The 23,311-nt window shown below is 70.6% G+C and carries 22 protein-coding genes; 12 read left to right on the top strand and 10 right to left on the bottom strand.

The window, feature by feature from the left end; all coding sequences use genetic code 11:
• The first annotated feature begins 155 nt into the window (after positions 1-155).
• The 5 genes from ABGB01_RS14130 to ABGB01_RS14150 are packed head-to-tail and all read left to right on the top strand — an operon-like array spanning position 156 to position 7,181.
• Entirely contained in the window at positions 156-1,205 is a 1,050-nt protein-coding gene (locus tag ABGB01_RS14130) for a polyprenyl synthetase family protein (RefSeq protein WP_347773733.1), read from the top strand.
• Positions 1,206-1,225: 20 nt separating this feature from the next.
• Positions 1,226-2,164, top strand: coding sequence for a 4-hydroxy-3-methylbut-2-enyl diphosphate reductase (locus tag ABGB01_RS14135; protein WP_347773734.1), 939 nt, complete (start codon positions 1,226-1,228; stop codon positions 2,162-2,164).
• A 19-nt stretch (positions 2,165-2,183) separates the two neighbouring features.
• Entirely contained in the window at positions 2,184-3,593 is a 1,410-nt protein-coding gene (locus ABGB01_RS14140) for a family 2B encapsulin nanocompartment shell protein (protein ID WP_347773735.1), read from the top strand.
• A 35-nt stretch (positions 3,594-3,628) separates the two neighbouring features.
• Positions 3,629-4,990, top strand: a complete 1,362-nt coding sequence (locus ABGB01_RS14145; protein WP_347773832.1) for a family 2B encapsulin nanocompartment shell protein — start codon at positions 3,629-3,631, stop codon at positions 4,988-4,990.
• A gap of 13 nt (positions 4,991-5,003) precedes the next feature.
• Positions 5,004-7,181 carry a terpene synthase family protein gene (locus ABGB01_RS14150; RefSeq protein WP_347773736.1) on the top strand — a complete coding sequence of 726 codons (2,178 nt, stop codon included), beginning with the start codon at positions 5,004-5,006 and terminating at the stop codon, positions 7,179-7,181.
• Here the strand turns inward: ABGB01_RS14150 and ABGB01_RS14155 are convergent.
• Both ABGB01_RS14155 and ABGB01_RS14160 read right to left on the bottom strand, forming a co-directional pair.
• The gene (locus tag ABGB01_RS14155) at positions 7,178-7,519 is read right to left on the bottom strand and encodes an STAS domain-containing protein (protein ID WP_347773737.1); all 342 of its coding nucleotides are present in this window, start codon (positions 7,517-7,519) and stop codon (positions 7,178-7,180) included. The two genes, ABGB01_RS14150 and ABGB01_RS14155, sit on opposite strands and share 4 nt — an antisense overlap.
• A gap of 373 nt (positions 7,520-7,892) precedes the next feature.
• On the bottom strand, positions 7,893-8,153 hold the full coding sequence (locus ABGB01_RS14160; RefSeq protein ID WP_347773738.1) for a hypothetical protein: 261 nt from the start codon (positions 8,151-8,153) through the stop codon (positions 7,893-7,895).
• A gap of 360 nt (positions 8,154-8,513) precedes the next feature.
• On the opposite strand from ABGB01_RS14160, the gene ABGB01_RS14165 reads away from it, so the two are divergent.
• Complete coding sequence (locus ABGB01_RS14165; protein ID WP_347773739.1) at positions 8,514-9,107, top strand: C40 family peptidase; 594 nt, start codon at positions 8,514-8,516, stop codon at positions 9,105-9,107.
• Between the two features lie 220 nt (positions 9,108-9,327).
• On the opposite strand, the gene ABGB01_RS14170 is transcribed toward ABGB01_RS14165, so the two are convergent.
• Positions 9,328-9,591: a hypothetical protein gene (locus ABGB01_RS14170; RefSeq protein WP_347773740.1), complete on the bottom strand. Its 264-nt coding sequence runs from the start codon at positions 9,589-9,591 to the stop codon at positions 9,328-9,330.
• A 455-nt stretch (positions 9,592-10,046) separates the two neighbouring features.
• On the opposite strand from ABGB01_RS14170, the gene ABGB01_RS14175 reads away from it, so the two are divergent.
• Positions 10,047-10,487, top strand: a complete 441-nt coding sequence (locus ABGB01_RS14175) for a hypothetical protein (RefSeq protein WP_347773741.1) — start codon at positions 10,047-10,049, stop codon at positions 10,485-10,487.
• A gap of 97 nt (positions 10,488-10,584) precedes the next feature.
• Here the strand turns inward: ABGB01_RS14175 and ABGB01_RS14180 are convergent, their stop codons facing one another.
• Positions 10,585-11,031 (bottom strand): helix-turn-helix domain-containing protein, encoded by a 447-nt coding sequence (locus ABGB01_RS14180; protein ID WP_347773742.1) that lies wholly within the window; start codon positions 11,029-11,031, stop codon positions 10,585-10,587.
• Complete coding sequence (locus ABGB01_RS14185; RefSeq protein WP_347773743.1) at positions 11,028-11,642, bottom strand: type 1 glutamine amidotransferase family protein; 615 nt, start codon at positions 11,640-11,642, stop codon at positions 11,028-11,030. The genes ABGB01_RS14180 and ABGB01_RS14185 overlap by 4 nt, the downstream gene beginning before the upstream one ends.
• A 61-nt stretch (positions 11,643-11,703) precedes the next feature.
• On the opposite strand from ABGB01_RS14185, the gene ABGB01_RS14190 reads away from it, so the two are divergent.
• Positions 11,704-13,050, top strand: coding sequence for an NERD domain-containing protein kinase family protein (locus ABGB01_RS14190; protein WP_347773744.1), 1,347 nt, complete (start codon positions 11,704-11,706; stop codon positions 13,048-13,050).
• Between the two features lie 51 nt (positions 13,051-13,101).
• Here the strand turns inward: ABGB01_RS14190 and ABGB01_RS14195 are convergent, their stop codons facing one another.
• Complete coding sequence (locus ABGB01_RS14195) at positions 13,102-15,801, bottom strand: BTAD domain-containing putative transcriptional regulator (protein ID WP_347773745.1); 2,700 nt, start codon at positions 15,799-15,801, stop codon at positions 13,102-13,104.
• 111 nt (positions 15,802-15,912) lie between these two features.
• On the opposite strand from ABGB01_RS14195, the gene ABGB01_RS14200 reads away from it, so the two are divergent.
• Positions 15,913-16,821 (top strand): M23 family metallopeptidase, encoded by a 909-nt coding sequence (locus tag ABGB01_RS14200; protein ID WP_347773746.1) that lies wholly within the window; start codon positions 15,913-15,915, stop codon positions 16,819-16,821.
• 43 nt (positions 16,822-16,864) lie between these two features.
• Here the strand turns inward: ABGB01_RS14200 and ABGB01_RS14205 are convergent, their stop codons facing one another.
• Positions 16,865-17,668, bottom strand: coding sequence for an FKBP-type peptidyl-prolyl cis-trans isomerase (locus ABGB01_RS14205; RefSeq protein WP_347773747.1), 804 nt, complete (start codon positions 17,666-17,668; stop codon positions 16,865-16,867).
• A 106-nt stretch (positions 17,669-17,774) separates the two neighbouring features.
• On the opposite strand from ABGB01_RS14205, the gene ABGB01_RS14210 reads away from it, so the two are divergent.
• Both ABGB01_RS14210 and ABGB01_RS14215 read left to right on the top strand, forming a co-directional pair.
• Entirely contained in the window at positions 17,775-18,842 is a 1,068-nt protein-coding gene (locus tag ABGB01_RS14210; RefSeq protein ID WP_347773748.1) for a DUF2293 domain-containing protein, read from the top strand.
• Positions 18,839-19,213 carry an MmcQ/YjbR family DNA-binding protein gene (locus ABGB01_RS14215; protein WP_347773749.1) on the top strand — a complete coding sequence of 125 codons (375 nt, stop codon included), beginning with the start codon at positions 18,839-18,841 and terminating at the stop codon, positions 19,211-19,213. The genes ABGB01_RS14210 and ABGB01_RS14215 overlap by 4 nt, the downstream gene beginning before the upstream one ends.
• On the opposite strand, the gene kynU is transcribed toward ABGB01_RS14215, so the two are convergent.
• From kynU to ABGB01_RS14230, 3 genes are read right to left on the bottom strand one after another with little or no spacing between them, the layout of a single operon-like run.
• Entirely contained in the window at positions 19,206-20,420 is a 1,215-nt protein-coding gene (gene kynU, locus ABGB01_RS14220) for a kynureninase (protein ID WP_347773750.1), read from the bottom strand. The two genes, ABGB01_RS14215 and kynU, sit on opposite strands and share 8 nt — an antisense overlap.
• A complete protein-coding gene (locus tag ABGB01_RS14225) occupies positions 20,417-21,214 on the bottom strand; it encodes a fumarylacetoacetate hydrolase family protein (protein ID WP_347773751.1) in 798 nt (265 codons plus the stop codon). Before ABGB01_RS14225 ends, kynU begins: the two co-directional genes overlap by 4 nt.
• Positions 21,207-22,616, bottom strand: coding sequence for an aldehyde dehydrogenase family protein (locus tag ABGB01_RS14230; protein ID WP_347773752.1), 1,410 nt, complete (start codon positions 22,614-22,616; stop codon positions 21,207-21,209). The genes ABGB01_RS14225 and ABGB01_RS14230 overlap by 8 nt, the downstream gene beginning before the upstream one ends.
• A 101-nt stretch (positions 22,617-22,717) precedes the next feature.
• On the opposite strand from ABGB01_RS14230, the gene ABGB01_RS14235 reads away from it, so the two are divergent.
• Complete coding sequence (locus ABGB01_RS14235) at positions 22,718-23,260, top strand: VanZ family protein (RefSeq protein ID WP_347773753.1); 543 nt, start codon at positions 22,718-22,720, stop codon at positions 23,258-23,260.
• Positions 23,261-23,311: the final 51 nt, after the last annotated feature.

Genomic DNA, 23,311 nt, shown 5'->3' on the forward strand with positions numbered 1-23,311 from the left:
CGGTCACCTGGGGTCCCGGCGGAGTGGGCTGCGCGTCAGCGACCGGTAGAGACATGGTCGATCGCAACGCCAGTACCAAAAGACACTTTACACTCTCTGTATTGGGTGACTAACTATTGGTAGCGACTCGGTCGGAGCGATAAGGAGCCGTTCGCATGCCGGTGAGCTTCACCCAGCACCACCTCGCTGCACGCATTGATCGCAGGTTGGCCGCCTTCCTTGACGTCTGGCGGGCTCCCGTCTCCGACCCGGGGGTGGAGGCGGCCTACGGGCTGCTGGCCGACTTCATCCTGAGCGGCGGCAAGCGCATCAGGCCGCAGCTGTGTTACTGGGGCTGGCGCGGCGCGGGGGGCGACGACTGCGACGAGATCATCAGCGCCGGCGCGGCCCTGGAGTTGTGCCACGCGGGCCTGCTCATCCACGACGACATCATGGACGGCAGCCAGCTGCGCCGGGGCCGGGCGACCGTGCACAGAAACCTGGCGGAGCTGCACAGGGGCCCGGGCGCGGAGGCGTTCGGGCAGGCGGGCGGCATCCTGCTGGGCACGCTCAGCCTGGCGTGGTCCGACGCGCTGCTGTCGTCGTGCGGGGCCGAGCCGCCGCGGTTGCGCGCCGCGCACCACCTGTTCGACGCCATGCGCACCGAGGTGATCAGCGGCCAATATCTCGACATCCTCGGCCAGCTCCGCTCGGGGGCGAGCGTGGACGAGGCGCTCACCATGATCCGCTACAAGACCGCCAAATACACCGTCGAGCGGCCGCTGCAGATCGGCGGCGCCCTGGCCGGCGCCTCGCTGGAGCTGCTCGACTCCTACTCCGCCTTCGGGCTGCCGCTGGGCGAGGCGTTCCAGTTGCGCGACGACATGCTGGGCACGTTCGGCACGTCGTCGGAGACGGGCAAGTCGGCGCTCGACGACCTGCGCGAGGGCAAGCACACGGTGATGTACGCGCACGCCGTGCAGCACGCCTCACCGGCGCAGCTCGCCCATCTCAGGCGCTGGCACGGCGACCCGGAGCTGTCCGAGGAGCGCGCGGCGGAGCTACGCCAGATCCTGGCCGACACGGGGGCGCCGGCCAAGGTCGAGTCGATGATCGAGGAGCGCGTGGACCTGGCCATGGCGGCGCTGACGGCGGCGCAGATCAAGCCGGAGGCGGCGCAGGCGCTGACCGTCCTGGCGGATCAGCTCGCACACCGTACCAAATGACGATTTGAAGGGGCATCCCGATGGGACGGGTACTTCTTGCTGCCCCGCGCGGCTTCTGCGCGGGCGTCGAACGCGCGATCACCACCGTCGAAGAGGCGCTTGATCGCTTCGGACCACCCGTTTACGTGCGCAAGCAGATCGTGCACAACACGTCCGTGATCCACGACCTCACCGGGCGCGGCGCGGTCTTCGTCGACGAACTCGACGAGGTCCCCGACGGCGCGCTCGTCGTCTTCTCCGCCCACGGCGTCGCGCCCGCGGTCAAGCAGGAGGCGCGGCTGCGCGGGCTGGCGACGATCGACGCGACGTGCCCGCTGGTCACGAAGGTGCACAAGGAGGCCATTCGGATGGCCGAGGCGGGCTACGAGATCGTGCTCATCGGCCACGCCGAGCACGAGGAGGTCGAGGGCACGGTCGGCGAGGCGCCCGGCCGCATCCACGTCGTCGACCCGGCACGCACCGACGACGTGACCGCCGACGGCTCGGCGCCGGTGGGCTGGCTTTCGCAGACCACGCTGGCCGTCGACGAGACCATGCGCGCCGTCGCCGAGCTGCGCGAGCGTTTCCCCGGCCTGGCCGACCCGCCCAGCGACGACATCTGCTACGCCAGCCAGAACCGCCAGGAGGCCGTCACCAGCATCGCCGCCAGGTGCGACCTGGTCATCGTCGTCGGCTCGGCCAATTCCTCCAACTCCCGCCGGCTGGTGGAGGTCGCCGTCAACGCGGGCGCCGGCGCGGCCTACCTGGTCGACCGGGCGTGCGACGCCGACGAGCGGTGGCTGGCGGGCGTGCGGACCGTCGGGGTCAGCTCCGGCGCGTCCGTGCCGGAGGGGCTGGTCGAGGAGTTACTCGGCTGGCTCGCCGCCCGCGGATACGCCGACGTCGAGCAGGTGACCTTGACGGAGGAGACCCTCACGTTCTCGCTTCCGCCCGAGCTCAGATCCGCCCGCGAACCCTAACGAGATTGGTGGTGCAAAGATGACAGAAACGACCCAGTCCCACGCCCCGGAGGACGGCGCCGGGCAGCTCAGCCTCAGCACCGACGCCGCACGGCAGCTCTCCACCACGACCAAGACGCCTCCGCAGATGCAGGAGATCACCTCGCGGTGGCTGCTGCGGCTGCTGCCATGGGTGCAGTGCTCCGGGGGCGTGTTCCGGGTCAACCGGCGGCTGACCTACACCCTCGGAGACGGCCGCATCACGTTCAGCACGACCGGATCCAACGTCCGGGTCATCCCGGCCGAGCTCACCGAATTGCCCGTGCTACGCGGTTTCGACGACATGGAGGTGCTCCAAGCGCTGGCCGATCGCTTCGCGCAACAGGAGGTCGAGGCCGGCGAGAAGATCGTGACCGAGGGCGCCCAGATCGACCGGCTCGTGCTGATCGCCCACGGCCGGGTGGGCAAGGTCAGCCGCGGCGCCTACGGCGACGAGCAGAACCTCGGCGTGCTGGCCGACGGCGACCACCTCGGCGAGCAGGCCCTGACGGGGGGCGGCGAGTTCGAGTTCACCGCCAGGGCCAAGACCGCCACCACCGTGCTGACGCTTTCCCGCCAGGACTTCGAGCAGGTCCTCGAAGGCTCGCCCGAGCTGCGCGCCCACGTGGAGAGCCGGCGCACCAGCGTCGACCGCGCCCAGAACGACTACGGCGAGGCCGCGATCGACATGTCGGCCGGCCACACCGGCGAGGCCGTGCTGCCCGGCACCTTCGTCGACTACGAGCAGAGCCCGCGCGAATACGAGCTGAGCGTGGCGCAGACGGTCCTGCGCGTGCACAGCCGGGTCTCCGACCTGTACAACCAGCCGATGAGCCAGCTCGACCAGCAGCTCCGCCTGACGATCGAGGCGCTGCGCGAGCGCCAGGAGCACGAGCTGGTCAACAACCGCGACTTCGGCCTGCTCCACAACGCCGACTTCGGCCAGCGCATCCGCACCCGCTCAGGCCCGCCCACCCCCGACGACCTCGACGACCTGCTGGCCGTCGTGTGGAAGGAGCCCGCGTTCTTCCTGGCCCACCCGCAGGCCATCGCCGCCTTCGGCAGGGAGTGCAGCAAGCGCGGCGTCTACCCGCAGGCGAGCGAGGTCAACGGGCACCGGGTGCCGGCCTGGCGAGGCGTGCCGATCTTCCCGTGCAACAAGATCCCCGTCACCGGCGCCCGCACCACGTCGATCATGCTCATGCGCACCGGTCAGGAGAACCAGGGCGTCGTCGGCCTGCACCAGACCGGCATCCCCGACGAATACCAGCCCAGCCTGTCGGTGCGCTTCATGAACATCAACGAGAAGGCCGTCATCTCCTACCTGGTCAGCGTCTACTACTCGGCCGCCGTGCTGGTGCCGGACGCGCTCGGCCTCCTGGAGGACGTCGAGCTCGGCAGGAACGGCTGACCCGCTCCGGGTCCCAGTGATTGGTGGTGATCGTGTTGACGGAGACCGACCAGCGGCTGAGCCTCGACACGGCGGCGGCCCGCACGCTCGCGACGACGACCAAGACGCCTCCGCAGACGCGGGAGATCTCTCCGCGCTGGCTGCTGCGGGTGCTCCCGTGGGTGGACGTCGCGGCCGGCGTCTATCGGGTGAACCGGCGGCTGACGTACGCGGTCGGGGGCGGCCGGGTCGGCTTCGTCACCGCGGGCACCCGCTTCCGCGTCGTCCCGCCGAGCCTGGCAGAGCTGCCGCTCCTGCGCGGGCTCGCGGACGACCCCGCGCTCGACGAGCTCGCGGGCCGCTTCGAGCAGCGGGAATACGCGCAGGGCGAGACGATCGTACGCGCCGGGCGACCGGCCGACGAGCTGCTGCTGATCGCGTACGGCAAGGCGGCGAAGGTCGGCACGGGCCCGTACGGCGACCCGGTCGCGCTCGGCACGCTGGCGGGCGGCGAGCACGCCGGGAGCGAGGGCGGGCCGTGGGGGTTCACGCTGGAGGCGGCGACGGCGTGCACGGTGCTCGCCCTCCCCTGGACCGAGCTGCGCGCGCTGGCCGACCGGTCACCGGCGGTGAGCGCGCAACTCGCCCGCCACCGGATCAGCCTGGCCAGACCGCAGAACAAGCAGGGCGAGGCCGAGATCGCCGTCGCCGCCGGCCACCGGGGCGAGCCCGCGCTGCCCGGCACGTTCGCCGACTACGACCCGGGCCCGCGCGAATACGAGCTCAGCGTGTCGCAGACCGTGCTGCGCGTGCACACCCGGGTCGCCGACCTGTTCAACCAGCCGATGGACCAGACCGAGGAACAACTGCGGCTGACGGTCGAGGCCGTACGCGAGTCGCAGGAGCACCAGCTGGTCAACAACCGCGACTTCGGCCTGCTGCACAACGCCGACCCGGGCCAGCGCATCCACACCCGCACCGGCCCTCCGGGGCCCGACGACCTGGATGAGCTGCTCTGCCGCAGGAAGAAGTCCCGCTATTTCCTCGCCCACCCGAGGGCCATCGCCGCCTTCCACCGCGAATGCACCGCCGCAGGCCTCTACCCCGGCAGCACCGAGCTGGAGGGTGCCCGGCTGACCGTGTGGCGCGGCGTGCCCATCCTGCCGTGCGACAAGATCCCGATCAGCCCGGCGGGCACCACCTCGATCCTCGTGATGCGCACCGGCGAGGAGGACCAGGGAGTCGTCGGCCTGCGCCCGAGCTGCGTCCCCGACGAGCGCGAGCCGGGGCTCAGCGTGCGGTGCACCGGCATCGACGCGCGGGCCGTCGCCTCCTACCTGGTCAGCGCCTACTACTCGGCGGCGGTCCTGGTGCCCGACGCGCTCGGCGTGCTGGAGAACGTCGAGGTGGCCCGTTGATGAAGGAGTGACCATGAGCCAGCCGTTCGAACTGCCGGACTTCTACATGCCGTATCCCGCCCGGCTCAACCAGCATCTTGAGCAGGCGCGCGACCACTCCACACGGTGGGCGCGCGACATGGGCATGCTCGAAGGCTCGGGCGTCTGGGAGGAGGCCGACCTCGACGCCCACGACTATCCGCTGATGTGCGCCTACACCCACCCTGACTGCGACGGCACCGAGCTCTGCCTGATCACCGACTGGTACGTGTGGGTCTTCTTCTTCGACGACCACTTCCTCGAGGTGTTCAAACGCACCGGCGACCTGGCGGGCGGCCGGGCCTATCTCGACCGGTTGCCGCTTTTCATGCCGATGGGCGCCGACCTGTCCATGCCCGAGCCGGCCAACCCGGTCGAGGCGGGGCTGGCCGACCTGTGGGTCCGTACGGTGCCCGGCATGTCCGCCGACTGGCGGTCCCGGTTCGCCGAGAGCACGCGCAACCTGCTCAACGAGTCGTTGTGGGAGCTGGCCAACATCAACAAGGGCCGGGTGGCCAACCCGGTCGAGTACATCGAGATGCGGCGCAAGGTCGGCGGCGCGCCCTGGTCGGCCGGGCTGGTCGAGCACGCGGTCGGGGCCGAGGTGCCGGCGCGGATCGCCGCGTCGCGGCCGATGCGGGTGCTGCGCGACGCCTTCTCCGACGCCGTCCACCTGCGCAACGACCTGTTCTCGTACGAGCGGGAGGTCAGGGACGAAGGCGAGTTGAGCAACGGGGTGCTGGTGCTGGAGACGTTCCTCGGCTGCACCACGCAGGAGGCCGCCGACGCGGTCAACGACCTGCTGACCTCGCGGCTGCACCAGTTCGAGCACACCACGTGCACCGAGCTCGGGCCGCTGTTCGTGGAGCACGCCATCGACCCGCTGAGCGCGGCGGGCGTGCTGGCGTACGTCAAGGGGCTGCAGGACTGGCAGTCGGGCGGGCACGAGTGGCACATGCGCTCCAGCAGGTACATGAACAAGCGGGCGACGGCGAGCCGGCCGCTGGGCATGTCGTCGCTCGTCGACCTGCTGGGCGCCAAGCGGCTGCGGAACTTCGCGCACGTGCCGCACCAGAAGGTGGGGCCGTCGATCGTGCCCGAGCTCTACGTGCCGTTCGAGCTGCGGTTGTCGCCGCACCTCGACGCCTCCCGCCGCAACACCGTGGCGTGGTGCGCGGAGATGGGCATGCTGGAGGCCCAGCCTGGCGTGGTGGGCTCGGCGGTGTGGGACAAGGAGAAGCTGGTCGACTACGACCTGCCGCTCTGCGCGGCGGGCCTGCATCCCGACGCCTCGCTCGAAGAGCTGGACCTGGCCGCGTGCTGGCTGGCCTGGGGCACGTACGGCGACGACTACTTCCCCGTCGTCTTCGGCAGGTCGGGCAATCTCGCGGCCGCCCGGGTGGCGGTGGCCAGGTTCGGGGAGTTCATGCCGCTCGACGGCGTGCCCGCGACGTTGCCCGCGAGCGCGCTGGAGCGTTCGCTGGCCGACCTGTGGATGCGCACGGCGGGGCCGATGCCGCTCGACGACCGCCGCAAACTGCGTAAGGCGATCGAGGACATGTGCGACGGCTGGTTGTGGGAGCTGGCCAACGAGCTGGCCCACCACATCCCCGACCCGGTCGACTACATCGAGATGCGCAGGCTGACCTTCGGCTCCGACCTGACGATGAGCCTGTGCCGGCTGCGGCACACCAAGGGCATCCCGGAGGAGGTCTATGCCAGCGGGCCGATGGTGGCGCTGGCCAACGCCATGATGGACGCGGGCTGCCTGCTCAACGACGTCTTCTCCTACCAGAAGGAGATCGAGTTCGAGGGCGAGGTGCACAACTGCGTCCTGGTGGTCCAGAACTTCTTCGACTGCGACTACCCGGCGGCGGTGGCCATCGTGAGCGACCTGATGGCGTCGCGGGTGCGGCAGTTCGAGCACATCGTGGAGCACGAGCTGCCGATCGTCTGCGATGACTTCGGCCTCGACGCGGAGGCCAGGCGGGATCTCGACGGGTTCGTGGCCGAGCTGCGCGACTGGCTGGCCGCCATTCTCAACTGGCACCGCGGGTGTTTCCGCTACGACGAGAAGTCGCTGCGCCGGCACAAGGCGCCGCCGCGGTGGCGGCTCGGCGGTCCCACAGGGCTGGGCACCTCGGCGGCCGTCGTCACCGCCGCCCGGGGCTAGGTGGGAGCGTGGATGCGCGGCTGGTAATACCACCCCATCATGCGCATCAGCCGCTGCTGGTACGGCGTGACGTTGTGCAGGCGGATCCACCGTTGCGAGGGCGGCACGGTGGGCATGAGGAGCACGCGCAGGCCTGAGACGTCGATGAAGGTGAGCTCGCCGGTGTCGACGACGACGTAAGGACCCCGGCGGCAGCGGGTCAGGGCGCTGGCCACGGCGGGGCTGTTGGTGGCGTCGATCTCGCCGACCAGCGAGACGTCCGGCGCTCCTGGCGCCGCACGCACCACGATGCTCAGCTGCTCGTCCTGATAAAGCAGCAGCTCTTCGACGCCGCTCACGCTCCCCGCACCCCCCAACACGAACTCGGGGGTTGTATGCCGAAATGCTCCCTGCGAGGTATGACCGCCAGGGCGTCTGGCGGTTAACCAGATCTAAGGTTACACGAGGTTTGTGGGGCTATGTAAATTTCGCTGTAAAAATACCGAATCACGGGGAAATTATGACGGCTAACGCTTTCCGGACAGGACGGGCGTGCCCGCGCCGGCTGCGGGCATGACGGACCGGCCTGTCCGGAGGCGACGAGGTGGGCGGGGCTCCCTCTCGCGCCGTGCCGACCAGGGGCTTTGCCGGTAAGGTGCCGCCACGGCTTCGTGGCTACCGGTCTGCCCTCATGTCAGGCGCGCGCGGGAAGCCGCCGCCGCCTCGGACGGCTCAGTTGTCGTCGCCGACGTTCTTCTGGTTGCTGAGGAGGCTGAGGTCGATGTCCTGCAGGTGACCCGCGGTGAGGACGTCGATGTACTTCACGGAGTCGTTGCCGACGTCGTTGAGCAGGGTGAGGTCGTCGGCGGCGCTCAGCTGGCTCAGGATCTGCTTGCCCTTGTTGTAGGGGTTGGGAACGTCGGCCGAGGCGCTCGTGGCCGAGAAGCCCAGCATGAAGCCCGCGATGGCTGCACCGGCAAGAATGCGACGCATCATTTCTCTACTTCTCCTTCTTCGGAATCGGCGCGGAATGCGCGTCTTGGGATTCGCTCGCACAGGGTCGCGAGATTTTCGTGGATAACAATCTCGTGCCCACCGGCACGCCGCAACCGGGCTTAGCTAAGTCGAAGTCAAATGCGCGCCCCATTTCCTTGGCCGCCCTTCACGGCCGGTTCGGGCGGATCCTGCCTTATCCCGATTTATACGGAGTGAGACGTGCGCCATTTTTCATCTTATCGCCATACGCGCACCCCGCATGCCCCAAACGTGTTTCATCCCGACAGGAATGGCGGAATGCTCCCGACGGAACATCCTGGTGTGCCGCCGACGAGTCACGGGAGCGCTGAATATGCCATGAAAAGAACACAGCCGCCGCTGGCGACCGCGCTGGCCCTGACCATTCTGGGCGCCATGAATTCCACGCCCGCGCTGGCCGCCCACAGATGCGGCGCACATTCGCCGGACCATTGCAGGATGGCGGCGGAAAGGGCCCTCGATGCAGCGCGTTCACCGGCCGGCGCCATCGCCGTTCGGGCGGCGATCGAGATGATCGGCGTCCCGTACTCGTGGGGCGGCGGCGGGGTGAACGGGCCGGGCTACGGAGTCGGAAGAGGGGCCAGGATCAGGGGATTCGACTGCTCGGGCCTCACCGAGTACGCGTGGGCACGGGCCGGCGTGCTGATCGGCACGACGACGCACGAGCAGTGGCGGTCGGGCGTGCGGATCGCCAGAGAAGACGTGCAACCCGGCGACCTGGTCTTCTACGACAGTGACCGGAGCGGTTCCGGGCCCGATCACGTGGCCGTGGCGGTGGACGCGACGCGGATGGTGCACGCGCCGTACACCGGCGCTCTCGTACGGATCGATCCGCTCGACCGGCGCACCTTCCGCGGAATCGTACGGCCGAGCGAGAGCGCGGCCAACGTCGCCGGCGGAGAACGCGCGTAGGCGCTGCCGCGCGGCCCCGGTCGTCCTGCAGTGATCGACCAGGGCCGCGCGGCGCTGAGAGCCTGGTGGCCACCAAGCGCGTGCCGTGGACTCGCGAATATCCACGACCCGTTCTCCGGTTCACCTCAAGGCATCAGGAAGACGACCTTGGCCAGGGCGGGCTCCCCTATGCGGAACGGGAGTCGCCGATCGGCTTCCTGCCCACGCACGTGAGGAGCCGTCAGTTGTCGTCGCCGACGTTCTTCTGGTTGCTCAGGACGCTGGCGTCGATGTCGTTCAGGTGGAGCAGGGTGAGGACGTCGATGTACTTGACCGAGTCGTTGAGCACGTCGTTCAGCGCGGTCAGGTCGTCGAGGGCGCTCAGCTGGCTGAGAATGTTCTGCCCCTCATTATGGGGGTTGGGAACGTCGGCGGATGCTCCGGCGGCGGAGAAGCCGAGTGCGGCGGCCGCGATTGCTGCCCCTGCCAGAATGCGACGGATCATGTTTGGTTTCCTCCATGGATAGGCGCGGAATTTCCGGCGCCATAGTCGTTTTCGCAGGGCTGTGAGGTGCCGCCCATAACAATCGCGGCAGGCAGCGGAAACCGCAACCCGGATTGCTCTCCCGGAGGTCAAGGGGAAACCTCGGTTTCTTGGCGTCGGATTTTCCCGCTCTTCGCCGACGCGCCGCATATATACGCCGCCGGCAGATCGGGCATGGATATTTGTTTTGGCTGCCCGCGCGGCCTATGGCCCTTCCATTCACTTCCTTTTAATCAACGATCACCCGAAACTTGAGAATCGCGGTACGCCGCTCGGCGTACCGCGATCGCCCTCTCCTGACGGACGTGCGGCGCCGGCGAAGCGGCGACGATGGTCATCGAGTTACCGAATCCCCGAGGCAGGTGAGATCGATGCGGCCACCTATCCGCAAGACGGTCCTGGTCATCCACATCATCGTGTCGGTCGCGCTGCTCGGTGAGGTGTGGGGCCTGGTGGTGCTGAATACCGCGGCGTCGCTGACAAATGATCCGGGGTTGGCGCACGCCGCCTACCGGCTGATGCCGAACCTGGTCTTCGCGGGCGGCATACCGCTCAGCCTCACCGCATTGGTCACCGGCATCACGCTGGGCCTGACCAGTCATTGGGGGCTGTTTCGCTATTACTGGGTGACGGTCAAGCTCGGGCTGCTGGTGGCCGTGATCTGCGTGGGCATGTTCCTCTTCGATCCGGAGGGAATGGCGGCCGCCACCGAAGGGGGCGCGGCGGCCGTCGCCTCGGACCAGTGGAGCCAGACGACCGCGCTGGGCGCGCAGATCGTCATGCTCGTCGCGTCGACGGTGTTGTCGGTGTTCAAACCGCGCTGGAAACTGCGGGTGACGCCGGCTCCGGCGGCGTGACGAGGACGCCGGCCGCCCGCCCGGACGACCCGTCGCGGCCGCTCTCCGGGCCGGTGAGGGGAACCGGCCCTCGAGGCCGCATCACGAAGGGGGTGCGTCAGGGGTGTTCGTTGAGGTGGTGGAGGGCGGAGGAGAGCCGGCGCAGGGCCGCCAGGCATTCGTGGGCGGTTTCCACGCCCAGTTCGGCCACGAGGCGGTCGGCGAGCTCTTGGTGCGCGGGGTTGATCCTGGCGACGGACTCGCGGCCCGCCGCCGTCGGCTGGAGCAGCTTGGCCCGGCGATGCGCGGGGTTGGGCCGGTATTCGGCCAGCCCTCGCTCCACCAGCAGGTCGGCGATGCGCTGCACGCCCTGCCTGCTCATCCCCATGACCCGGGCGATCCCGGCGACGGGCAGCGGCTCGCGCAGCACGGCTCCCAGCACCTGCCACCACGCCGCCGTCATCCCCGCCGGCTTGGCGAGCCCCTCGGCCACCTGGAGGAACTGGCCGTTGAGCCGGAACGCCCCCAGCGCCAGGCCCGAGAGCAGGTCAGCCGATTCGGTCATGCCGCCATCAACACCTCGAAGGCCGAAGCGTCACTCCTGGCGAACAACCGGAACCACGCGTCGAGCACCTCGGGCCGGTAGATGTCGAGCCGCCGGAAGATCTCCCTGGCGAACGCCACCGGCTCCGTCGGACCGGCCGTGATGAGGTCGCCGTCGAGCACCGCGTCACGGTCGAGGTAGTGCTCGGCGCCCGCGTAGCCCTGCTGGGCCTGCAGGTAGTGCACTACGGCGCTGGTGTGGTCGCGGTCGTCCAGCAGCCCTTCGCGGGCGAGCCCGGCCGTGGCGCCGCAGATGGCGGCGACCGGCACGCCCGCGTCCAGGAACTCCCTGGCCTTGCGCGCGAACGGCGCCAGCACGTCGCCGGAGTCCCACAGATCCGCGCCGGGCAGGATGAGCAGCGCGCTGTCCTCGGGGGTGAGCCGGTCGAGCGCGAGGTCGGGTGTGACGCGCAGCCCGCCCATGCTGGCCACGGGCTCGGCGGACGGGCCCACCGTGACGATCTCGTAGCCGCCGGGCTCGCGGTGGAACCGCCCGCTGCGCAGGTGGGCGGTGGCGTGCCCGGTCTCCCAGTCGGCGAAGGTGTCGTACACGGCGTGGTGGATGTGCTTCATGACAGCATGCTGCCATGAGGACAACATGCTGTCAAGGAGTTCCCGTGGGAGTATGGTCCGCATGGCAGAGATCGTCGGCGGGGGACGTCCAGTCAACGACGCCGAACGGCGGGTGATCACCTACCTGCGAGATCACGCGCCCGCCGACTGGTTGCTGCTGCACAACGTCGAGCTCCCGCGCGGCCACGACGTCTTCGAGGTCGATCTGATCGTGCTGACCGGCCACTCGCTCGTGGTCGTCGACGTCAAGGGCACCCGGGGGCGCATCGAGGTGTCCGGCACCCGCTGGTTCCCGCCGCGCAGGGAGGCGTTCGGCTCCCCCGTGGCCAAGCTGCGCGGCACCGCGAAGGCGCTGAAAGGGCTGCTGGTGGCGCAGGCCACGCAGCTGGAGCGGGTCTACGTCGACTGCCTGGTCGTGCTCACCTCGCCCGACGCCGAGCTGGTCGATCCCGCGGGGCGCGACGCGGTCAACGTCACCGACCTGCCAGGGCTGCTGGCCACGTTGAGCGACGTCTCGCGGGTCAGGCGCGGGTGCAGCCCCGACGCGAGGCCGTACATGACGGCGATCCTCGACGCGCTCAACCAGACCGTGCGCCGCAGCACCGCGCCGCCCAGGTACGGCAACTGGGAGGTCGAGGAGCAACTCGGCGGCGACGCCAAGGTCACCGAATATCGGGCGTTCAACGTGACACTGCCCGGCAGCGAGACCGTGCTGCTCCGCGTCTACCAGGCCGATCCGCTGGCCGACCACGAGGCGCGGGCGGCCGAGCGGCAGCGCATCGCCAACGCCTACCAGACCCTGGCCCGCATCCCGCCCCACCCGTGCATGGTGCGCCCGCGCGACTTCTTCGCCATCGACGACGAGAGCCGGTTCGTGCTGGTGCTCGACGACGTGCACGGCGAGGCCCTGCACCTGTCGCTGGGCCGGGGCGCCCGGCTCGGCGTGATCAGGGATCTGCTGAGCGGGCTGGCGCACGCGCACGCCAACGGCGTCGTCCACCGGGCGCTGACGCCCGCCTCCGTGCTGGTCACCGACGACGGGCACGCGGTGCTGACCGGGTTCGACTACGCCAAGCCAGGGCCGCGCGACTACACCGTGGCCCACGAGCTGGGCAACGTGCTCGACGCCCACTACACGGCTCCGGAGTGCCAGGAACGCCCCGACCGGATGACGACCGCCTCCGACGTCTACGCCGCCGGAGCCATCGCCTACCAGCTCCTCACCGGCCAGCTCCCGACGAGCGCCGACGCCCACGGGCCCGACGTGCCCGAGGTGGTGCGCAGGATGCTCGACCACTCCCCCGCCAAGCGGCCGTCCGCCGCCGAGGCGCTCGACGCCCTGACGGCGTCGCCGCTCCAGGAGTCGCGGCTCAGACGGCTCGTACGTCGCATAGTGTCCCGTTCATGACCATCGGCCTGCGTCCCGTCGAAGAGCACGGTTGCGGCGGAGCGACCCGGCTCAGGCGGGCAGGTTGCGGCGGAGCGCCTTGGCGTGCCGGAGGTAGTCGAGCGCCAGCCCGGTACGCCCGGCCGAACGGTGCAGCTCTCCGAGCAGCTCGGTGGTCGAGGCCTCCCCGCTGCGGTCGCCGAGCTCCTGGAAGATCTCCAGCGAGCGTTCGAGCCCGGTGGAGGCCCGCGCCAGGTCCCCGCGTTCGGCCTGCAGCCCGGCCAGGCTCTGCAGCGCGTACGCCCCGCAGTGCCGGTCCCCCAGCGATTCGAAGATCTCCAGCGCGTGCCGGTGGAACGACATCGCGTGGTGCAGGTGCCCCATCTGGACGCACACGCAGCCTTCCCGGTGGGCGTCCCCGAGTTCCTGGGCCAGCCGCATGGCCTGGGCCAGCGATTGCGACGCCTGCGCCAGGTCGCCGGACTTGAGGCAGACCCGGCCGATGGCCTGGCGGGCGTACGCTTCGCCCTGTTTGTCGCCGGTGGCCAGGAAGATGGCCAGGGCGTGCCGGAAGTGTCCGAGGGAGCGGGCGTACCGGCCGCGGAACTGGCTCACCGCGCCGAGGCCGCAGATGGAGGTGGCTTCGGCCCGGCTGTCGCCCAAGTCGTGAAATATCTGGAGTGATCGGGTGAAGCCCTCCGCGGATTCCTCGTACCGGTCCTGGTAGAGGCTGACCTGGGCCAGGCCCCTCAGCATGGCGGCCTCACCGTACGTGTCGCCGGCGGCGCGCGCGGCGGCCAGCGCGGAGGCGTGGGTACGCCGCCATGTGCCGAGGTCGCAGCGCAGGTCGAGGCAGGGGACCATGGCCGCGGCCAGCCCCCACGCCGACTCGGCCAGCCCCAGCTCGGCCGCCACGTCCACCGCGCCCGCCAGCGCCTCGTGCTCGGCCTCGAACCAGGCGACCGGGTCGGCGGTCAGCCGTTCGAGCGTGCGTTCCGGCAGCCGCCAGCGCGGCGCCCTGGCGGCGGTGAGGCTGAACACGGTGGTCGGCAGCCGCGCCATGGCGTGCTCGGTGGTCGCCGTCCACGCGGCCAGCACCCTGGCCACGGCGTCGAGCCCGTCCCGTTCTCCCGGCCCGCCGGACAGCGCGGGGCCGCGTTCGAGCGCGTGCCGGCCGATGAGGTCGGGCACCCGGTAGCGCGGCTGACCCACCGGATCGGTGCCGACCAGGTCGAGCAGGTTGACGTCCACCAGCAGGTCGGTGACGTCGTGCGCGCCGTGCCTGCCGAGCGCGGCGTCGATCACCCACCCCGGCTGGGCGGGCGCGCCGAGCCTGCCCAGCGTGCCGAGGATGCGGGCGGCCTCGTCGGTCAGGCGCGCGTAGCCGTGGTCCAGGGTGGCCCGCACGTCTCCCAGCTCGCCGAGGCAGTCGTCCTCCAGGCGCTGCCTGAGCACCGCCAGCGACCAGCCGGGCCGGCCGGCCAGCCGCGCGCCGGCGTTCCTGACCGCCAGCGGCAGCCGCCCGCACGCGGCCACGATCGCCTGCGCGGCCTCCAGCTCGCGGGCCACGCGGTCCTCGCCCACGATGTTGCCGAGCAGCGACAGCGCCTCCCGCGGGCCGAGCCGGCCGAGCTGGATCCGTACCGCGCCCGGCAGCTCGGTGATCCGGCGCCTGCTCGTGACGATGACCGCGCTGCCGTTGCCGGGCAGCAGCGGCCGCACCTGGCCGGCGTCGCGGGCGTCGTCCAGCACCACCAGCATCGGCCGCTCGGCCAGCAGCGACCTGAACAGCGCCGAGCGCTCGCGCACCGTGGGCGGCGCCGCCTCCACGCCGAGCGCTCTGAGCGCCTCGGCCAGCAGGTCGCCCGGCTCCCTGCCGTCCAGCTCCAGGTAGAGCTGCCCGTCGGGGAAGGACGCGCACAGCCCGTGCGCGACGTGCACGGCCAGCGCCGACTTGCCCGCACCGGGCGGCCCCGAGATCACCGCGACGGAGAACGGCTCCGCGAGCTCGGCCAGGGCGCCGGCCCGGCCGGTGAAGTCGGGCAGATCAGGTGGAAGCTGCCGGGGGGCGGCGGGCAGCGCGTCGTCCGCCAGGATCAGTTCGTACGCCCCGCGCAGCTCCGCACCCGGCTCGACGCCGAGCTCGTCCACCAGCCTGCCCCTGACCGTGGCGTAGGCACGCAGGGCCTCGGCCTTCCTGCCGCCCCTGTGCAGGGTCAGCACCAGGCGCCCCCACAGGTCCTCCCGGTAGGGGTGCTCGGCCAGCAGCCCGCGCAGCTCGGAGATCGCGCCGTCGTGGTCGCCCTGCTCGAGACGCCGGTCGATCAGCGCTTCCGCGGCCCGCAGGCGCCCCTGATGGAGGCGTTCGAGACGGCGGTCCCAGACCGGGCTGCCCGGCAGGTCGCACAGCGGCGCGCCGCGCCAGAGCGCGAGCGCCTCCGCGTACTCGCCCCGGTCCACCAGGTCCTCGAAGAGCAGCAGGTCGAGCGCGCCGTCGGCCACGTCGATCGCGTAGCCGGAGCCGTCGGCGCGTAAGTGCCCCTGGCCCAGCTCCGACCTGAGAACGCTCACATACGTGCGCACGTTGGCCTGCGCGGAACGCGGCGGGCGATGCGGCCAGAGCACCTCGACGAGCTGGTCGGCGCCGACCACCCGGCCCGCGTCCAGCAGCAGCGTGGCCAGCAGCAGCCGGGGTTTCCTGCCGGAGATCCGTACGGTACGTCCGGCGGACCGGACTTCGAGCGGCCCGAGCACGTGGAAAGTGATCGACATCCGCATCAGCTCCTCTACAGAGGCCTGACAGCTTTTGTATTGGTTCTGGACGATTTATGTGCGGCTTATGCAGACCCTTGTCTCAGAGATCCCACGGGAAAGGATCACCCCATGAAGCTCAGCGGAGCAATGGTCGCGGGCGTCGCACTCTTATTCAGCCTCGGAACGACGACAACCGCCGCGGCCGACCCGGCGCCGGAGTCGGAGCAGGCGCAGATCCTCGCGACCAACTTCCAGCTGCCGTTCCCCTGCGGCCAGTCCTGGACGGGCAACTCCAGCGCCAGCAGTGCGCACAGGTCGTACGAGATCGACTTCAACCGCGGCAGCACCGCGGACGCCGACCTCGGCGACACCGTGGTGGCCGCCGCGGCCGGCACCGTGGTGATCTCGGCGCACCAGGGCTCGACGAACGGCTACGGCAACCTGGTCAAGATCGACCACGGGTCGGGCTGGTCCACGTACTACGCCCATCTGAACGTCCGCTCGGTCAGCCAGGGACAGTCCGTCTCGCAGGGCCAGAAGATCGGCACGGTCGGCAACACCAGCAAGCCGGGCAACAACATCAGCCCTCACCTCCACTACGAGGTACGTCAGGGAAGCAGCTATCCGTCCAACATCCAGCGGGCCGTTTTCAACGGGACGACCTTCGGCTACCCGCAGCAGACGCTGACCTCCAAGAACTGCGGCGGCTCCAGCAACCCGTACAGCCCGCAGGAGGTCTGCGGCACGGGCTTCAACGTGATCGACTCGGCCGCGCTCGGGAGCAACGGCACCGTCTACCTGCTCTACAACAGCGGCAACCGCAGCAACTGCGTCGTCACGCTGAAGGCGAAGTCGCTCGGCACCGCCACCGCGACCAGCGCCTACCTGGAAGTGCAGGGCAGTGCGAGGAAGACCGACTCGGGCAACTTCTCCTACTACGCGGGACCGGTGACCGCGTCCGCGCCCAGCACCTGCGTCAAGTGGGGCGGCTCGGCCGGGGGCACCGCGTACAACAGCCCCTGGGAGCACTGCGACTAGAGCGGCGACGAGGACCGGGCCGGGTGGTGGCGCGCCGCCCGGCCTACGCCTGCGTGATCGTGTCGAGGACGTCGACGACGTAGAGCATCGGCGCGGGCCCCGGGGAGGGCACGGCCACCCGGCTGCCGACGCGCACGCCGTCCAGGGCGGCCGTCCAGCCCGCGGGCACGGAGCCCTCCTCCAGGGTGAACGCGCTGGGCCCGCCCCTCCGGTACGACGAGTCCACGACCGTGCGTGACGGCCAGGAGGCGGCCACGTACTGGACCACGATCTTCGCGCCGGACACGACCTGCGGCCCGGAGCCGTCGATGAGGACGCGCGGCTGCGCGGCCGGCGTCAGGTCGGCGGGAACGACCGGCAGGGGACGCCCGACGAGCCGGGCGTCGGGCGGGTAGCCGCCCAGGATGTCGAAGACCAGCACCAGCGTGTCCGCCGGGGCCAGGCCGGTCAGCGGCACCTGGGGGCCGAGGGCGTCCGCCGCCGGGCTGATCAGCATGACCCTGCTGCCCGCCGGACGGCCGATGAGCGACTGCCGCCACGTCTCCGACACCTGCCTGCCGTCGAAGACCACCGTCGTGGGCTGGTGCCCGTCGTGGGTGCTGAGGTAGGGCTGGTTGCCGGACCAGCGCCGGATGTCGACGTCGGCGAGCACCACGTCGCCGGGGACCGTACGCCGGCCGCTGCCCACGGACAACACCGCGATGCGCGGCGTGTGGCCCGGGTTTCCCTTGGGGATGGCGACGACCGGTTTGCTGCCGAACGCGCCCGAGACGACGGGCTGCGCGCCCTCCTCAGCCGCGCCACACGAGGTGGCCAGCATGAACAGGGCAGGCCAGATCAGACGCACGATTCTCCTCCAGGGCCAGGTCCGAAGGAGTTACTTGCCGCTATGGCGAAAAGGAATGCCGCTGCTCTCGCCATCTCACGACAAAGGGCGCGGGACACTGGGGGACGTGAGTCGAACCGATGGGGCGAGCAGGCCGAAGCTGGCGCGCAGGGTCGCCGACGCGGCCGAGATCGCGCTGACCGCCAGGAAATACGTGACGTTCATCGACGTGGTGACGGGCCTGCGCTGGTTGCACACCAGGCACGTCGACGTCTGGCGGCAGGGCAGGGCGGCCACGCTGGCCGAGCTGTCCGACGTCGGCGAGGACCGCCTGCTCACCGCGGCCGCCCTGCTGCGGGAGTGGGCCCTGGCCAAGGGGTTGCGACCGGTCGACACGCCCTACGTGGCCGGCACCCGCGACCGCCGCGAGCTGCGCTTCACGTCTGGAGACGGGCAGGAGGCGTTCCGCGTGCACTGGCTCTCGCCCGATCTCAGCGAGGCCCGGGTGCGGCGGCTCACCGAGGCGCAGAGCAGGCCGCCCGACCTGGTGGCGGTGGCCCCGCTCGACGCCTGGACGTGCGCGGCCTGCGGCGACACCGGCCCCTACCTGATCATGGAGGACGACCGGCCGCACTGCCTGACCTGCGCGGACCTCGACCACCTGACCTTCCTGCCGGCGGGCGACGCGGCGCTCAGCAGGCGGGCCAAGAAGGAGAGCGGCCTGTCCGCGGTGGTCGTCCGGTACAACCGGCGGCGCAAGGTCTACCAGCGCATGGGCCTGCTGGTGGAGGAGGCCGCGCTGGCCGCCGCCGAGGAGCGCTGTCTGGCCGACGAGGAGGTGCGCCTGCGCCGCAGGGAGCGTGACCGCGTACGCCGGGCGGAGCAGGACGTCGAGTACCAGACCAGGATGGCGGCCGAGATCGCCCGGTTGTTCCCCGGCTGCCCCGAGCCGCGGGCGCGGGAGATCGCCGAGCACGCGGGCCAGCGCGGCAGCGGCCGGGTGGGCAGGTCGGCGGCGGCCAGGGCGCTCGACGAGAACGCCATCACGCTCGCTGTGATCGCCTCCATCCGGCATCTCGACACCGACTACGACAGGCTGCTGATGTCGGGCGTGCCGCGGATGGAGGCCCGCGACCTGATCCGCGAGCGCATCGAACACAAGCTCGACGAGTTCCGGGGTAACGTGCGGGCATGAGCGACTGGCACGACGTACGCGAGGAGCTGCGCGCGTTCGCCCTCGGGCTGCCCGAGAGCCACGAGGCCCACCCGTGGGGCGAGACGGTGGTCAAGGTGAACAAGAAGGTGTTCCTCTTCCTCGGCCTGGAGGAGCAGACCGAGAAGTGGGATCCGACGTTCGGCGTGAAGCTGCTGTCGGAGGCGCACGGCCACGCGCTGACCGTCGAGGGGGCGCGGCCCAGCGGCTACGGACTCGGCAAGGCGGGCTGGGTGACCGTGCCGTTCCTGTCGGAGCTGCCCGAGACCGAGGTGCTGCTCGACTGGGTCGAGGAGAGCTACCGCGCGATCGCCCCCAAACGCGCGATCAAGCTGCTGGACGCGGCTAGGTGACGGCCAGCCGCCTGGCATACCTCTCGTCCCGCCACAGCTCCTTGTCCAGCACCTCCAGCAGGGTGGCGGCGGCGTCGTAGACGTCGGCGTAGCCGACGTAGAGCGGCGCGAAGCCGAACCTGAGGATGTCGGGCGCGCGGAAGTCGCCGTGCACGCCGCGGTCGATCAGCGCGCGCATCACCGGATAGCCGTCGGGGTGGCGGAAGCTCACCTGGCTGCCGCGCGCGGCGGGGTCCGCCGGCGAGGCGAGCTCCAGCGCGTCGCCCACGAGGTCGACGAAGAGCGAGGTCAGCTCCATGCTCTTGGCCCGCACCTGCGCCATCGGCACCTCCTCCCACACGTCGAGCGCGGCGTCGAGCGCGGCGAACGACAATACGTGCGGGGTGCCCACCGCGAACCGCCTGACGCCCTCGGCCGGCCGGTAGCCGGGCTCGAACGCGAACGGCTCGGCGTGGCCGTTCCAGCCGGACAACACGTTCTCGGCGGCGGCGTGGTGGCGCGGGTTGACGTAGAGGAAGGCCGGCGCGCCGGGCCCGGCGTTCAGATACTTGTACGTGCACCCGAGCGCGAAGTCGGCCGCCGAGACGTCCACCTCCATGGCGCCCACGCTGTGGCACACGTCCCAGACCATGAGCGCCCCCGCCGCCTGCACCTCTGCGGTGATCGCGGGCACGTCGTGGCGGGCGCCGGTGGCGTAGTCGACCTCCGCCATCAGCACCACGGCCGCGTCGTCGAAGCGCCCCTCCGCGACGTCGCGCACCTCGTAGCCGCCGAGCAGGCCGGCCAGCCCCTGCACCATGTAGTGGTCGGTGGGGAAGTTCCGTACGTCGGAGACGATCACCCGGCGGCCGGGGCGCAACCGCAGCGCGGCCGCCACCGCCTGGAAGACCGCGATGGAGGTGGTGTTGCCCACCACGACCTGCCCGGGGCCGGCGCCGATCAGCGGGGCCAGCCGGTCACCGGCCGCCAGCGGCTGCCCGAACCACCCGGCGTGGTTCCAGCCGCCGACGAGTTGCCCGCCCCACTCGTCCTCGACCGCCCGGCGCACCCGCTCGACGGCACGCCGGGGCAGCGCGCCCAGCGAGTTGCCGACGAGGTAGACGACGCCCTCCGGCAACACGAACTCGTCCTTGAAGCGCCGCAGCGGGTCGCCCGCGTCGAGGGCGAGGCACCGCTCGCGGGTGACGCCCCGGTCGCGCGTGCTCACGCCGGGAACACCGCGCGTACGGAGCCGAGCCCGTCGATGCGGGCCTCGAACTCGTCTCCGGCCTCGACGGGCACCACGGGGCCGAGCGCGCCGGTCAGCACGACGTCACCGGCGCGCAGCGCGTATTCGGTGCGGCCGAGCCGCGTGGCCAGCCAGACGGCCGCGTTGAGCGGGTGGCCCAGGCACTCGGCGCCGGAGCCGGTCGAGACCTTTTCACCGCCCCGGGTCATCGTCATCGCGGCCGAGCGCAGGTCGAGCCCTGTCAGCGGCACGGGCGTGCCGCCCAGCACGTACGCCCCCGCGGAGGCGTTGTCGGCGACCGTGTCGGCCAGCGTGATGTCCCAGTCGGCGATGCGCGAGTCGGCGATCTCGATCGCGGGCAGCGCGAACTCCACCGCCCTGATCACGTCGGCCACCGTGAACGGCCCGCCGCTCAGGTCACGGCCGAGCACCAGCGCGACCTCGGCCTCGGCGCGCGGCTGCAGGAACCTGTCCACGGGGATGGGCTGCCCGTCGCCGTAGGACGTGTCCGCGAAGAGCATGCCGAAGTCGGGCTGGTCGATGCCGAGGCGCTGCTGCAGCGCCCTGTTGGTCACGCCGACCTTCCTGCCCGCCGGCCGCCGCCCCTCGCCGATCGCCCGCCGGGTGTTGATCTCCTGTACGGCGTAGCCGTCTGCGGGTGTGCTGACCAGGTCCCTGATGGGTGGGCACGGCTTTCCCGTACGCGCGGCCTCCAGCAGCCGGTCGGCGGCCTGGGTTCGCGCGTCCACGGCCTGGGACCATTCGTCATGCATCGGGTTGCTCCAGTTTGATGGTGACAGTGGTGGGTTCAGAGTAGAAGTCCAGCGACTGTATGCCGCCCTCCCTGCCGATGCCCGACAGCTTCACGCCGCCGAACGGGGTCCGCAGGTCGCGCAGATACCAGGTGTTGACCCAGACGAGCCCGGCCTCCAGGCGCTGCGCCACCCGGTGGGCCCGGTCGAGCCCGGTGGTCCAGAGCGTGGCCGCCAGGCCGTAGTCGCTGTTGTTGGCCAGGTCGATCGCCTCGGTCTCGCTGTCGAAGGGCGCTACGTGGCAGACCGGCCCAAAGATCTCTTCCCTATTGAACCTCGACCATTCCGATAAGCCTGTCACCACCGTTGGTTCCACGAAATATCCGGAATCGCGGTGGTCATTGAAGGCGGGGACGCCGCCCCCGGTGAGCACCTTGGCCCCCTCCGAGCGGGCCAGGGCGTAGTAGGAGAGCACCCTCTCGCGGTGCTCCAGCGAGATCATCGGCTGCGGCTCGACCTCCTGTGCCCGGCTCGCCAGCCGGGCACAGAACTCCTCGAAGATCGAGCGCTGCACATAGAGCCGCTCGGTGCACAGGCAGACCTGGCCGCCGTTGGTGAAAACCGACTGGACGGCGCCGTCGACCGCCCGGTCGAGATCGCAGTCGTCGAAGACCAGCCCGGCGTTCTTGCCGCCCAGCTCGAACGAGATCGGCTTGACCCGGTCGGCCACCGTTCTCATGATCGTGCTGGCCGTCCTGGTCGAGCCGGTGAACGTCACGCCGTCGACGTCGGGGTGCTCGACCAGGAGCTGGCCCGATGCGCCGTACCCGAAGATGATGTTGACCACGCCCGGGGGCAGCCCGGCTTCCGCGCAGATCTCGGCGAACACCGCGGCCGAGCCCGGCGTGCTCTCCGAGGGCTTGACCACCACCGTGTTGCCCGCGACGAGCGCCGGGGCCAGCTTCCAGGTCATCAGCAGGAACGGCAGGTTCCACGGCACGATCACCGCGACGACCCCGAGCGGCCTGCGCACGGTGTAGCTGAGCACGCCGGGCAGGTGGAAGGCGTCGTCGGGGCGCTGGGCGGCGATCTCGGCGAAGGCGCGGAAGTTCGCGACGCCGCGCGGGATGTCGAGCGTGCGGGTCTGGTCGAACGGTTTGCCCGTGTCGGCGATCTCGGCCGCCACCAGGTCGTCGAAGCGGGACTCGATGCCCTCGGCCAGGCGGCGCATCCACCCGGCGCGCTCGCCGACGGGCATCGCCGCCCAGCCGCGCGCCGCCTCCCTGGCCGCCCGGACCGCCCGGTCGACCACCTCGGGGTCGGCCTCGTGCGCCTGCCGCACCACAGCGCCCGTCACCGGATCATGGATGGGGAACGGATGGCCCGCGGCCACCGGCAGGCCACCGATGAAATGGGTCAGCACAACACTCTCCTCTATCTCCCTGTATAGATCGCGGTCTGGTGGCTGACCCTGTCCGGATGGACATCTTCCGGTAACCCCTGATCACTCGCCATCATGGTCGGATGGCGCGGACGTGGGAATTGTGGGGACCAGTCATTATTGCTGGTACGTTTGCGCTCCCCCTGGCCTTGCTAGCAATCTTGCTCCTCTCCCGGCACCGCACCCATGCCGGGCGTCCCGCGGCCCTGCGCACCTCGATCGCCGACGTCGGCATCGTGGTCGGGACCACGCCGTGGATCTGGATGATCCTCACCCCGTCCACCGGTCGGACAGGTGTCGGTCTCGTCCCGTTCACCGACCTCGCCGACCTGGCCGCAGCGCCGTGGGAGGCGGTGTTGGTCCAGGTCGGGGGCAACCTCCTGGTGTTCGCGGCGCTCGGCGCGCTGCTGCCGGTGCGCAGCCGGGCGATGTCCTCGACCGTCCGTGTTGCGGCCGTCGCGGCGGCCTTTTCGGTCCTGGTCGAGGTGCTCCAGTACGCCCTGCGGCTGGGCCGTTTCTCCTCTGTGGACGACGTCATTCTCAACACGGCGGGCGCCGTGATCTTCGCTATGGTTACTCGCCGCTGGTGGGCCGATCGGATACCGGGCGTGACCGTATCGCGGTAACGGTCCGCTAAAACATCGCGGAATTCACCACACGGGCACGATCCGCTCAAA

Source organism: Nonomuraea sp. B5E05 (genome assembly GCF_039880665.1).
Lineage (GTDB): Bacteria > Actinomycetota > Actinomycetes > Streptosporangiales > Streptosporangiaceae > Nonomuraea.